The following is a 12,868-nucleotide window of genomic DNA, read 5'->3' as shown; positions in this document are numbered from 1 at the left end:
GTTTTATGCAGAAAAGATTACTCAGCATAATCTTCGCGGCCTTACTTGTTTCGTTTTCTTCTCTGTATTCTCAAGAGAAGTACGATTCAAATCAGTCGGACGTGACTCCTGAATGGAGTCCGGAGCCGGATAGAAAGAGCCGATTCGGAGATGATAAGAAAGTAAAAGACGAGGACGCAGCTAAGCCTCTTCCTAAATCTACGAACTTTCTAGTATATGGAGCGACCGTTGGTTCTCCGGGAAGTATCAACTTCAACGTAGGTTACTATTATAAAGATATCGTAGTCAGAGCTTCCGGAGGTCGTTGGAACCCGAACTGGTGGGGATGGCAAGCGGATCTAGGTTATAGCTTCTGGAAGACTCCGATGATCGCGCACAGCGTTTCAGTGGTGATTGGACAATTCGAAGTGGATCCTTTTTCTCCAGATCTGGGACATGGTGGACAGAACCAATATCCTACTAACGTGAATGTTCCGGGATATGAACATAAGAATCCTACATATGAAGATACGATCATTCGTTCTTATATAGCTCAGCAGAATCCGAATCTTGCAGCTGTTTTGGAATATGAAAGCAGAGACAATCGTAAACTTCATTTAACCCAAAGATATATAGGCTTAACCTATGATATTCTGATGGGAAACTTTTTTCTGCAGTTAGGTGGGGGAATCGGAGCAGGCGATTATAAGAATCCGCAACTTCTGATTCAGCTCGGATACCTATTCGATACCAGATAAGGATTTAAAAACGGAATTGACTTAAAAGATTTCCAGAGTATGCAATAGCCCCGAAAAACGAACGGGTGGTGACTCATGAATCTTTCCGAAAAAATCCTGATCATTGCAGGTGTATTGAATCTAGCGTATGGAAGCTTAACCGGTTTTCCATACGCGCTCGCACGAAAGAAGGCGGAATTTCCTTCTAGATATTTACAAGCAGCTCATATCGGTTCCCTGATGCAAGGAGCAATGCTTCTTGGGCTTGCGATCGCATTTAGATACGCGATTGCTCTGACGGATACTCTTGCCTTGACTGGGGCTTGGGCACTAGCGGTTTCTTCTGCGTTTCTGGCCTTAAAGGATACTGCAAACTGGCTCCAAGGAGTTAAGGATGAATTTCAAGACAATCCTCCGCTTGGCAAGGCCTTAGGCGGGATCGGGGTGCTCAGCAATTTGGTTGGGATAGGTGTTATCGTTTACGGAGTACTTGCTTCTTAAGCGTTTCTCTTACTCATCAGAATGATCGTTCGAGAAGGGCTTGGTCGAAGGATCTGCTCTTTTCGAGCATCGTTCTTTCGGATTAGTTTATTTCGACGAATTCTTCTTCTTAAATTCTTCTTTCTCCCTTAAAAATCCGATTTCCTTTTTTAAAAAAGGAGATCGGAAACTGGTCTTCTTAAAGGCTCCTGTTTGCAATGGAGGAGCATTTTTCTCGTCTTTTAATTTTAGAGGGCGAAGGGAAATGAGCGAGAATCTAAAGTCCAAACTGAAGAAAGCAGAGAGCAAAAGTCTCTGGAGCAGAGGCTTTAAAGCTTGTTGGAACCTTCTTCCGCATCGCCTCAGAATGAGCCTTGTCGCAATGTCAGGCCAATCCGATTTGGATTTCTGAGTTTCGTTTTTCGGGGTTAAAGAAAGAAAAAAAAGAGCGCTCTTTCGAGCGCTCTTTCCATATCCAAAGAAATCTTTACCAGTTCGATTAGAACTTAGCAACGATACCTAAAGTCAGACCAAGTTGGTCTTTTCTCTTGTCTCCGTGGATGTCGATGAATTGATAACCGGTCGCCCAGTCTCTTCTCATATCCAACTTGATCAAGAGGTTCTCAGTAAAGTTCCAAACCGGGGTAACGGTGAAGGTTCTGTACTGTCCGTAGTTAGCTGCTGCTCCGGAGTAGTTCTTGTAGTTCTTAGGATCGATAGCTGCAAGAATTTGGTTATCCGTTAAACCTGCTAAGATCGGGTTAGCTGCTTTGATAGCTTCTGCAAGAGCAGTGTTGATCTGCTGTTGGTATGCTCCCAAGTAACCGTTTCCACCGTTCACGCCGGTATAAGTAGGATCTCCGCTGCTTGCGTTCGGTCCGTGAAGAATACTGAAGGTGTTCAACTGACCGTTGTTCGCCTTGTCGTTCAAATACTCAATACGAACGTTAACTCCCCAAGTTTCAGTAATTTTGAATTTGGAGAATACACCGTAAGATTGGTAGCTACTCTTGTTGTGAGAAGTGTTTACTTGTCCGCCAAGAACAGTTTCTGCAGTATAAACGTTCGCAGAGTTGTACTGTTGTTGAGCCAGGTTCGCGTTAGCCATAGCTCCGGATTTTTCACTCCAGGTATAGTCTAAGTCGATTTGGATTCTGTCGGTTGGAGTAATGGACAAGATTGCATGGTTCATGAACCAATAATCCTTGTTGTACTTCATTCTTTGACCGGTAGGAAGAACAGTTCCAGCTCCGTTTACGCTTCCAGTTTCCAAATAGTTAGCGATTAACATTTGGCTAGGATCTACGACTCCGGTGTATCCAGAAGCGAAACCATCGCTGGAATACAAGGTGTTCCAGGTAAGAGATAGTTTATCTTCGATCAGAGTTCCTTTCAACTGAGTACCGACCGCTTTGTGTTCGTTCGAAGACTCGAAGAAGGAGTTCGTAGTCGTGCTAGTCAAGTTGCCCGCAGTTGGGCTGGTATAACCGGTACCACCACCACTGTTGTACAGATAAAAGGTTCCAGCCCATTTATCGGTAAATTGAGTAGTTAAGCGAGCACCGGTGTGAATGAATGGGATTGTGTTTTGGAAGATGGCCCCTATCGTGTAGTTAGGGTTGTTCATCGACTCAAGCACCTCGTAGCCGATATGTGTTGCCATCTTTCCGATATCCAATGTCATCCCTTTTAAAACCGGGAAATACATACTCACGTATGCTTGTTTCAGCATGTTGTAGTTGTATACCTGGTTAGAAGTTGTATAGGGAGCTTCCTGATACGCGTTGTTCTGACCGTTTTGGAAGTCTACTCGGAATCCCCAAGGACTGCCTTTCTCAGCGGTTTTTTGAATTGCAAGAGCTGCGGCGTTTACTCCGAAGTTTTTGTTGCTAGTTTCGAAAGCGTGAGTTCCGTCGATTGCGTTTCCTTGCAGTGGGTTGTTGTTGTACATGTAGTACACGTCCACGAATCCGGAAAAATCGACAGCTTCAAACCATTTCTTTTCTTCAGGCTCGGGTTCTGCAGCCTTAGCAGGCGCCGCTGTTACCTTTTGATCTGGAACCTCTTTCTTAGCTTGGGCAAAAACCGAAGAGGCGGTCACCAGAGTAAAGGTAGCAATGAGGCTTAATGTCTTTTTTCTCATCATTCTCCTAAATCTCCTATGCCCATCTATATGCAACTAGCGTGCCAAGAGAATAAAAATGAGCAAAGAGACTAAATTCGGCTTAAAAACGATTCTAAATCGCTAATAGAGTGCTCAAAAAATATGAAGCTTAGCGGCATAATTTCAATATGGGACAATATGCTTATATTTTGAGCACGAGGTGCCCTGTATAATTTCTGAGCAGGGGAAGGGGATTTGTAGTATCTTCTACAAGAGGAACTAGTCCAAACGCAATACGACTCGGAGCTCTCGCTCCCTTTTATAGGAAATGATTCTTCTGGACTGGTTTTCTAAAGAGAGGAATGAATGAGTTCGTATAACTTTTCTTGTGAGTTATCGCTTGGTTCGATTAGAACCTTCTCTAAACAGATGCGCAATGCTTCTCCCAGTTTCTGTGGGGGAAGGCTTGGAAATTTCTCTCTCACCCAGTTTCCATCGACGGCCAGATCGGAAAGTAGCAGGGCAGGTTCCTTCTTCCATTCTTCTTCTGCCAAGGAGAGCCAATCTGCGTTTCCATATTGGGCCTTGCTTAAGGACGCCAATTCTTCGCACCAGCTGAGGAGTTCCTTCTTTGCGGAATACTGGGCGATCGGATGAAGCACCCATTTTCGGATCCCGGCCGGGGTTTTCAATTCTAGGGAATTCTCCCAAATAGATAGAAGGGTCTTCGTTAAGAATTGAGAGTCTTTGGACCTTTGGTTGGAAAAGCGAAGATCCTTGAAGAACCGAATGGATTCCGTTATGAGATCTTCCTTTTTGAAGTGGGTGAGTAGGAAATAAGAAAGTCTGATCCGATCCGGCTCCGATAGAAGGTTGGCAAATTTGGATAGACTTTCTTTCCATTCTGCTTGCGTCAAAAGTCCGAGGCCAGGGTTCTCAGGATTATTTTTAGGAGAAGCGTTCTTTCCACTTTCTCTGGAAGCAATATTCGAATATAATTTTGCCTGAGTGAATAATCCTAGGATCTCATATTCTTTTAAGAGCAGAAGGGAAGGGATTGGATTTGGACTCTTTAGTATCTTTAAGAATTCATCATGTATTCTTTCCGGAGAGACTTTCTGAGTAATGGATTTGCATTCTTGGATGGCGTTTTGGGTTTCTTTATGAATACTAAATCCTAATGTAGAAGCGAATCGTATGGCTCGCACCGGGCGAAGCCCATCTTCCGTAAAACGGGAAATCGGGTTTCCGATCGTGCGGATCAGTGAATTTTGTATGTCCTGAATGCCTTCGTGCTCATCTACAAGCTTTTGCTCCTGTAGATCTAAAGCGATTGCGTTCATTGTGAAGTCTCTTCTCTTTAGGTCTTCGCTTAGACTCACTCCGAAGGTGACTGTTTCTGGCCTTCTCCCATCCACATAGTCTTCATCTTTTCGAAAGGTGGTTAGTTCGTAGGATCTATCTTGGATGAGCACCGTGATTGTGCCGTGCTTGATCCCGGTAGGAACTGTTCTTCGGAATATCTTTTGGACATCTTGTGGAGGCAAAGAAACTGCCATATCGTATTCATGAGGAATTTTTCCGAGGAGTAGATCTCGAACACTTCCTCCTACAAGATAGACCTCTCCTTTTGAGTTACGCACTGTCGAGGTAATCTCTAATAGATCCTGTAAGTACGGAGAGGGGATCTTGCCTATCAGTTCCTTGGGATCAGAATTCATCATTCCTGGACGAATCTTTTCCAAAGAGGAAGGTATCTTTCTTTCATTTGAGGATTTTTTGCGAGTAGATCTTCTACCTGCTTTTTCGTTTTTGCATCCACTGAAACTCGGAGAAACGGAAGGTCTGCCTGTTGAGAAAGGATCAGATCGATATTTTTTTCGGCCTCTTGCCAGGCTAGATCACAGATTTCCTTGTATTCGGATTCTTTGTGTTCGTTGCAAAGAAGTGCGAGTTCTAAATATTTTCCTTCCTTCTTGAGTTGCAGCATTCGGTTCAATATATCTCCCTTGCAGTTGAAAACCCAGAATGCAAATACGCAGAGTAAGGTGAGAAGTTTACGTGGATCTCGAAAAGGCATCGAAGGAACTGTCTTCGAGAATCCTTCTTTAGGAAACCTTTTTTTAGAATTTAGGATTCAAAGGCGAGGTTAGCTAGTTTGTCTGCTCTTTTGTTCTTTTCTCTCGGAACATGATAAATGGAGAAGCTGGCAAATTTGGAACTGACTGACTTAACCTTCTCCTTTGCTTCTTGCAGATGAGGAGATTTTACCTTGTATTCTCCCCGAAATTGTTTCACTACAAGTTCGGAATCCAGATAGGCTACGACTTCCTCCGCCCCTTGTTCCAGACAATAACGAAGGCCCGCTTCTAAGGCGGCCCATTCTGCCGTATTATTTGTGCCGTCGGAGATCCTACGAGAGATGGAATGGACCTCTTCTTTTTGAGAATATACTGCGACTCCTATTGAAGAAGGCCCAGGATTTCCCTTAGAGGCACCATCGCAATAAATCTCTAGTTTTTTCAAGGTTTAGCCTTTCTTCTCTTTGCTTGGAAGAAGAAAAGAAAAGGGTCTCCAAACTAAAAGGTAACCGAGAAGGATCAGGCAGGACACGAAAAATGAAACGATCCCTAAGAGTAAGGATTGCGTGTTTCGATACCAACGATCGAATTGTAAGGGGAAGAAGAGTCCTCCGAGCAGGCAAAGGAATCCTGCAAATATACTTGCGAATTGGATCCATGGTTGGGAGAGAAAATAAAAAATATAACTCAAACCGGCAAAGCCGAATGCAAGTTTGTATGCGCTCCAACGTACGAATTGATCCATAAACAATCTGAATACCATTGTTAGTCCTATCCTTCGGAGGCTTTTGTTTGGCAATGGAAAAATCTAAGGGAAGAGCTTATTCTAATGCATATCGATTATTTTGAATTTTTGGATTCTCTTCCGAGTTCTGACGACTCTGCATGTTCTTATTATCCGGAGAGGATTTCCAGGATCAAGGGTTTCGCCTGGAGAGAGGTAATTTCTCCTTCGGTTTTGGATTTTCTGTTTCGCTTCGGGTTTAGAAGATCCGGTGCTTTCTATTATAGAACTTCTTGTCCGAGCTGTTCTCATTGCTTGAGTTATAGGATTCCCTTGCTCTCTTTTTCTCCGAATGCAAAACACAAAAGGATCTTCAAAAAGAATCAGGATCTTAGAGTCACTGTTTCTTCTCCCGAAATGGATCCTGAAAAGAAAGATCTGTATTTGAAGTACCAAAGATCTAGGCATGAGGGAAGTTACGGAAATTCGGATGAGGAGCTTTTGCAAACGATGCAAATTCAAATGTATGACGGCTCAGATAATTCGAAGGAGATCCGGATCTATAAAGAGGAAAGACTTCTAGGTTGGATGTTATTGGATTTAGGAAGAGAAACTGTCTCCGCAGTATATTCTGTATTCGATCCTGAGGAAGAGAAAAGAAGTCTCGGAAATTTTCTCATCCTTTCTTCGATTCTTTGGGCAAGAGGAAATCAATTCAAAGAATTTCATCTAGGTCTTTTTCTTCCAGGTCATCCTAAGATGGATTATAAAAGTAAATGGAAGCCTGCGGAGATATTAGAAAAGAAGAGTGGACTCTGGGAAAATGCCGAGACCTTCCTTCCGAAATATTTTGACTTGTTTGGAAGAGAAGGAAGCGGTTCGACCGAAGGATGATTTGTAACGTCTTAGAGGCTTAAATCAGACTTGTCATACTAGGTCCCGATCCGAAAAAGGTAGGTATGGCTAAAAAGATCATCGTTGTAGGCGCCTCTAGCGGCATTGGAAAAGAAATCGCGGCCCAATTAATCGAAGAAGGACACCAAGTCGCTGCCTTCGCTCGTAGAGAAAAGGAATTGAAGAAGATCGCTCCTTCTTCTAAGAGCAAAAATCTTTTCGTGAAGCATGACGTAACCGAATACTCCAAGGTTCCAGGTGAATTTTCCAAAGCAGTCAAAGCATTAGGCGGTTTGGACGAGATCTACTATGCTTCCGGAGTCATGCATAGAGTGGGTCCTGAAGAATTTCCTGTAAAGAAAGACTTAGAGATGTTAGAAGTCAATCTTCTTGGTTGCGTGGCTTGGTTGGATTCTGCTGCTGCATACTTCCAAGAGAAGAAGGCAGGAAAGATCATTGGAATTTCTTCCATCGCAGGCGATAGAGGAAGAAGAGGAAATCCAGTATATAACGCGTCTAAGGCTGGGATGTCCACTTATTTAGAAGCATTGCGCAATCGTTTGGCCGTGCAGGGTGTGCAGGTCGTTACAGTAAAACCTGGTATGATCCAGACACCAATGACCGAAGGTCTTCCTGGTTTAATGTGGTTGATCACAGCTAAGGAAGCCGCACAGGTTATATTAGCAAAAGTGAATGCAGGAAAAGAGGTCTTCTACGTTCCAGCTCGTTGGGCTCTCGTTTCTCTGATCATTCGTCTCATTCCTTCCTTCATTTTTAGAAGGCTTTCTATTTAAGGAATATTAGGTATTTTGAATGGCCACTGCCGTTAAGAAGAAAACCGCTAAACCGGTAGCTAAGAAAAAATCCGGATCTAAATTCGATATAAAAGCATTCGAAGCTCGTTTGAGCCCGATCCAAAAAGTGGAAGCCTGGGGAATGAATCATTTCTCAGAAAGCCATGTATTCCAACCGGAATCGATACAAGACTTTAAATCCTTATTCTCGTATGCAAAAGAGACTGGCGCCAAGGTAACTTTCCGAGGCGGAGGTTGTAGCTATGGGGACGCCGCCACGAATGTTAAAGGGGTGGTCGTAGATATTCGAAACTTCAACAAGATCCTTTCCTTCAATCCGAAGACAGGGATCCTAGTTGCAGAATCCGGAGTGACTATTAAACAACTTTGGGAATTCGGAATAGAGAAGGGATTCTGGCCTCCTGTAGTAAGCGGCACCATGTTCCCTACCTTAGGGGGAGCTCTTTCCATGAATATTCATGGAAAGAATAATTTTGCCGTGGGTCCGATCGGAGATCATATCCAAGAATTTACTTTCTTAAGTCCAGATGGGAAAGAGTTCGTTTGTTCTCCTAATAAGAATTCAGATATTTTCTACTCCGCAATTTCAGGTTTTGGAATGCTCGGAGCCTTTCTTACCGTTACCATTAAATTAAAGAAAATTTATGCAGGTAAGATGAGAGTTTGGCCGGTCAATACTTCCAACCTGCAAGAGATGTACGATTATTTCGAAAAGGAATACAAACAGTCTGATTATCTAGTTGGCTGGGTGGATTCTTTCGGCTCTGGAAAAGGTTTAGGAAGAGGGCAGATCCACAAGGCAGTTCATTTGAAAGAAGGAGAGGATCCTGATTTTCCTGAAAATTGCAAGGTAGAGAAGCAAATCCTTCCTAGTACATTCTTAGGAATTATTCCTAAGTCTTGGATGTGGATCTTCATGTATCCTTTTAGCAATAACTTAGGAATGAGATTCGTAAATCTGGGAAAATGGATCTCAGGATTTTTAGGAAATAATAAACCTTACTTACAAGGACATGCAGAGTATGCTTTCCTCTTGGATTACGTTCCGAATTGGAAGTTTATGTACAAGCCTGGAGCGATGATCCAGTACCAGAGTTTTATTCCGAAGGCGAATGCGGTAAAAGGCTTCGAAGAAATTCTAAGTCTTTGCCAAAAACGAGGGATCGTAAACTGGTTGGCTGTTTTCAAGAAGCATAGACCGGATAAATTCCTATTAACTCATGCAGTGGACGGATACTCTATGGCTATGGATTTTCCGGTGACCAAGAGAAATAAGGAAAAGCTCTGGGAGCTCGCTAAAGAAATGGATGAGATCGTTTTAAAGAGCGGGGGAAGGTTCTATTTCGCGAAAGATAGCACTCTCAGACCTGAAGTCTACAGAAGGTCCATGCCGAAGCAAAACTTGGATAAGTTCAAGGCTATGAAAAAGAAGCTGGATCCTAAGAATATACTCGAATCCGATCTATTTAGAAGGGTTTGGGGCAAATAAGAATTTCAATATAAACTTCGAAGCGAGTCCTTCGCTTCGAAGCATGAATTCATCTCTTCTCATTTTCTAAATTTACGTTTTTCTATATTCTATATGGTCGCAATTTTTATAATATAATTGCGATCTTTTTCCGATCGTGCGGAAGGCGTTTTTACTATTCTTTCCTTTTGATCTCTATCGTTTCCATATTGATAGAGGGACTTTGCTTAAACTCTCTGTGTGTAAATTCGAATTTCTGAGAAGGTGGAACTAATTTTTCTCTCGGATAAGAATCCTTAAAGCCGATCACAGTAAATCTTTTGGTCCCATTTTCATATAGTTTTTCTAATAATGAGTCAAACTGATCCGGTCCATTGATCTCGAAAACCGCTCGATGCGTGCTGAAAGAGTCCGAAGGAAGGAAAACGGATCCTTTTCTATACACTACCGTCTCTGAAGAAAAATTACTTAACTCTGCCTGTTCCATTACGACGGACTTTGTGAATTTATAATAGAGCCGATCAAAGATGATTCCACCCGCGATGGAGTAGATTAAAAGAAGGATCGCAATCCATCGAAAAGGTTTAGAGATGCTTTTCCAGTTACTATCTAACACACTCATCAGATAAATCAAAACGAATGGAAGAACTGTCATTAAGAATCTAGGCCCGAAGAGAACTCCCTGCCAGAATCGAGTAGAAGTCAGTAATCCGGAGAGAAGGATGAATACTAAGATTCCTAAAAGGATTTGGGTCAGAGAATTGATTGTTCTTGGTCGAAAGCGGATCGCAAACAAAAGAGCAGGGTAGGCACCTAATAATCCTAAAGAACCTTTTCCTAAGAATACGAGTTGGCTAAGGTAAATCAATTGAGCCGTTATATCATAATTAGAAGAAGATTGAAGATGACCTCTAGAGCCGAGAGGATGCCCTACCACCGCGAAATTAATCCCCGCTTGGGCCAAAAGAAGAATGCCGAAGGTTATTGAAAATACAAGTGCAGTCGGCTTTTTGAATATTCTAAAAACTTGAATAATGGAAATACTCGCCGAGAGAAGGATCACTTCCTGACGAAAGAAAGAGGCAAACCCGAATAGAAGTCCTGCAAAAAGATAATCTTTTATCTTTGGCGAGTCCTCTTCTCTTAAAAGGAAATAGATTCCCTCTGTGACTCCGAATACTGCAAGAACAGTCTCGGAAAGATCCGTAGCAAATAAACTAAATGCAGAACCGAGAAGTAAGACTGCAAGAAAAGATGCTCTAGCCTTCTCGCCCAAATTTAGTAGGATTGAAATTTTAAATAGAGAATATAAGGTTAAGACCCCAAAGACCAAGGAGAGAAAATAGCTCCCGAACCTTCCCAGAAGCAACGCGAAAGGATACTGGATTGCAGTATAATAAAAAGGAAATACATAGTAACATTTTCCATTGTAAACATGGGTCATGGTAGAACCCTTCTTCAGATCCAATGGAAGGAATTGAAAATCAGGATCGAACTTTGCTCCAGAATAACGACAGGAAAAATCAGGAAATCCGTTTTGCAGAAGATCGGCTAATTGCTGCTGCTTGATTGCTCCATCTCCAACCCTAAATCCAGTTTGGTACTGCCAAGATAGAAAACCGGAAAGAAAAATAGCGCCTATCAGAACGAATCCGTATGATTTGTTCGAGAAAGATAAGGCTCTATAGAATAGATTGGAAAGCATTCTGATAGAAAGATTTAGAAAAGTCTTGGGTCAAGTATAAATCCGGATAAAGGATTTGATCGGATCTTTCAGAGATCTGAATTCTGAATGACAAACCTAAGAACCCTGGCCAATTGGAGGAAGCTTGTAAAGAAGAGAACTCCGTGTCTTCTAAAATTGAAACCCTCTTGCATTTCTTACGTCGTCCCCTTCCGAAACTCCTATTTCCTATCACTGTATTGGGATTTATTTATGTTATCCTGGTAAACTCTTGGGTTTGCGATGATGCCTATATTACATTTCGCACCATAGATAATTTCCTGAACGGGTATGGACTCAGATGGAATGTGCATGAAAGAGTGCAAGGATACACACATCCTCTTTGGTTATTCGGGATCTCTTTTTTCTCTTTCTTCCGAATTCCTATATATTATTCTTCTTTAATCTTATCTTGGCTTTGCGTTTTTGCTTCCGCAGCTCTTCTTATGCGCCGTATCTGGCAAAAAGGAAGGCCGATCCAGGAAACCTATTGGATCTTATTTCTTTTGTTAAGTTCTCGTTGCTTTGTAGATTATTCCACTTCCGGTTTGGAGAATCCTCTTTCCTTTCTTCTTGTTTTACTTTTGGTGCAGACTGGTTTGGAATTGGAAAAGGATTTTAATAGAAAGTCCTTCTATCTGTTTTGTTTCCTTCTTTCGCTTATGTATCTGAACAGACAGGATTCTATTTTATTCGGAATTCCATTTTTCTTATACTTGCTCTTCAAATACGGCATCCTTTCCGAATCTTTGAAAAGGACTGGGATCGCTTTTTTAGGATTTCTGCCTGCGATCCTTTGGAGCCTTTTTTCTCTTCTCTATTACGGTTATTTATTTCCGAATACTGCTTACGCGAAATTGAATACAGGGATCTCAACTGAGGTCCTTTGGTTGTACGGGATTTCCTATTTCCAGAATTCGTTTCGCTGGGATCTTTTTTCTTCTCTACTCATTTTTGTCGCAGTCTCTATCCTTCCTTGGTTGGCTTGGAAGAAGAAACCGGGGCATCTTTCCGTCAGTCTAGGAATTCTACTCTATCTTCTCTATGTTTGCAGCATAGGCGGAGATTTCATGGCGGGAAGGTTTATCGCTCTTCCTTTCGTAATTTCTGTTTTTCTGATCTCGGACCTGTTTTCTCCATTTTTACCCAGGATCGCTCTTTTGTTCTTTGTCGCCTTTTCGTTGTTAAACCAAAATTCACTTCTTTATGTGACTAAGGACTATCTTAGGATCCGAAGTGATGAGGAGATCCAAGATGAGAAGGGAGCTTATTTCCGTTCTACAAGCTTCTTGCAGTCGTTTTATGTTTCTGATTTTCCTTCTCATGGTTGGGCAAGATCAGGCAGAGACTATAGAAAGAAACAAGCGGATAAGGGAGCAACAACCTGTGCCACTCTGAACATAGGCTTCTACGGATACTTTGCAGGGCCGGAGCGTAGGATCGTAGATGTTTTTGCCTTAACAGATCCTTTGTTGAGTAAACTACCTACTGTTTCTAATTGGAGAGTAGGACATTTTGCTCGCAATATTCCGAAAGGTTATATGCAGTCGGTTTCTTCTGGAGAGAATCGGATAGAAGATCCGGATCTTAAAGTATACTATACGCGTCTGAAATTGTTAACCGAATCAGCAGATCTCTTCTCAAAAGAGAGACTTGCTGAAATTTTGCGCGAGAACTTGGGCAAAAATCGATCTTTGCTTTCTTCTAACATGACTAAGACTGCTTGGGAAGGAATTCCAGAAAAATTCTACTGCGGTTTAGGTCCAGGTTATTAAGTAATACCTAATTTACCTTGCTCATTCTTCTTTTATTCTTTCTAGCAACTGTTTTCATTTTAATTTCTTGATCCTGTTTATAGGACCT

13 protein-coding genes are annotated in these 12,868 nt (G+C 42.1%); 7 read left to right on the top strand and 6 right to left on the bottom strand.

Features of this window, described 5'->3' with window-relative positions; translation table 11 throughout:
- The first annotated feature begins 5 nt into the window (after positions 1 to 5).
- The 3 genes from EHO59_RS12060 to EHO59_RS18200 all read left to right on the top strand — a co-directional run bounded on the left by EHO59_RS12060 (position 6) and on the right by EHO59_RS18200 (position 1,608).
- Positions 6 to 737 (top strand): hypothetical protein, encoded by a 732-nt coding sequence (locus tag EHO59_RS12060; protein ID WP_135588325.1) that lies wholly within the window; start codon positions 6 to 8, stop codon positions 735 to 737.
- Positions 738 to 812: 75 nt separating this feature from the next.
- Entirely contained in the window at positions 813 to 1,217 is a 405-nt protein-coding gene (locus EHO59_RS12055; RefSeq protein WP_135588323.1) for a hypothetical protein, read from the top strand.
- A 244-nt stretch (positions 1,218 to 1,461) separates the two neighbouring features.
- Complete coding sequence (locus EHO59_RS18200) at positions 1,462 to 1,608, top strand: hypothetical protein (protein ID WP_167882109.1); 147 nt, start codon at positions 1,462 to 1,464, stop codon at positions 1,606 to 1,608.
- Positions 1,609 to 1,695: 87 nt separating this feature from the next.
- Here EHO59_RS18200 and EHO59_RS12050 read toward each other — a convergent pair whose 3' ends face one another.
- From EHO59_RS12050 to EHO59_RS12030, 5 genes are all read right to left on the bottom strand, one after another.
- Positions 1,696 to 3,342: an outer membrane beta-barrel protein gene (locus tag EHO59_RS12050; RefSeq protein ID WP_210413071.1), complete on the bottom strand. Its 1,647-nt coding sequence runs from the start codon at positions 3,340 to 3,342 to the stop codon at positions 1,696 to 1,698.
- Between the two features lie 308 nt (positions 3,343 to 3,650).
- Positions 3,651 to 5,024 (bottom strand): CCA tRNA nucleotidyltransferase, encoded by a 1,374-nt coding sequence (locus EHO59_RS12045; protein ID WP_135588321.1) that lies wholly within the window; start codon positions 5,022 to 5,024, stop codon positions 3,651 to 3,653.
- Positions 5,021 to 5,380 carry a hypothetical protein gene (locus EHO59_RS12040; protein ID WP_246052881.1) on the bottom strand — a complete coding sequence of 120 codons (360 nt, stop codon included), beginning with the start codon at positions 5,378 to 5,380 and terminating at the stop codon, positions 5,021 to 5,023. Before EHO59_RS12040 ends, EHO59_RS12045 begins: the two co-directional genes overlap by 4 nt.
- Before the next feature lie 50 nt (positions 5,381 to 5,430).
- Positions 5,431 to 5,826, bottom strand: coding sequence for a ribonuclease HI family protein (locus EHO59_RS12035; protein ID WP_135588319.1), 396 nt, complete (start codon positions 5,824 to 5,826; stop codon positions 5,431 to 5,433).
- A 3-nt stretch (positions 5,827 to 5,829) separates the two neighbouring features.
- On the bottom strand, positions 5,830 to 6,144 hold the full coding sequence (locus EHO59_RS12030) for a hypothetical protein (RefSeq protein ID WP_135588317.1): 315 nt from the start codon (positions 6,142 to 6,144) through the stop codon (positions 5,830 to 5,832).
- Between the two features lie 66 nt (positions 6,145 to 6,210).
- On the opposite strand from EHO59_RS12030, the gene EHO59_RS12025 reads away from it, so the two are divergent.
- From EHO59_RS12025 to EHO59_RS12015, 3 genes are all read left to right on the top strand, one after another.
- A complete protein-coding gene (locus EHO59_RS12025; RefSeq protein WP_135588315.1) occupies positions 6,211 to 6,999 on the top strand; it encodes an arginyltransferase in 789 nt (262 codons plus the stop codon).
- Between the two features lie 65 nt (positions 7,000 to 7,064).
- Positions 7,065 to 7,793 carry an SDR family NAD(P)-dependent oxidoreductase gene (locus EHO59_RS12020; RefSeq protein WP_135588313.1) on the top strand — a complete coding sequence of 243 codons (729 nt, stop codon included), beginning with the start codon at positions 7,065 to 7,067 and terminating at the stop codon, positions 7,791 to 7,793.
- Positions 7,794 to 7,812: 19 nt separating this feature from the next.
- Positions 7,813 to 9,303, top strand: coding sequence for an FAD-binding oxidoreductase (locus EHO59_RS12015; protein ID WP_135588311.1), 1,491 nt, complete (start codon positions 7,813 to 7,815; stop codon positions 9,301 to 9,303).
- A gap of 154 nt (positions 9,304 to 9,457) precedes the next feature.
- Here EHO59_RS12015 and EHO59_RS12010 read toward each other — a convergent pair whose 3' ends face one another.
- Positions 9,458 to 10,987: an LA_3751/LA_3752 family putative glycosyltransferase gene (locus tag EHO59_RS12010; RefSeq protein WP_135588309.1), complete on the bottom strand. Its 1,530-nt coding sequence runs from the start codon at positions 10,985 to 10,987 to the stop codon at positions 9,458 to 9,460.
- Positions 10,988 to 11,130: 143 nt separating this feature from the next.
- Between EHO59_RS12010 and EHO59_RS12005 the strand changes: the two genes are divergently transcribed.
- A complete protein-coding gene (locus tag EHO59_RS12005; protein WP_135588307.1) occupies positions 11,131 to 12,780 on the top strand; it encodes a hypothetical protein in 1,650 nt (549 codons plus the stop codon).
- Positions 12,781 to 12,868: the final 88 nt, after the last annotated feature.

Source organism: Leptospira semungkisensis (assembly GCF_004770055.1).
Classification (GTDB): Bacteria; Spirochaetota; Leptospiria; order Leptospirales; family Leptospiraceae; genus Leptospira_B; species Leptospira_B semungkisensis.
Note: the sequence above shows the minus strand (reverse complement) of the source record. Positions and strands in the feature narration are given on the sequence as shown.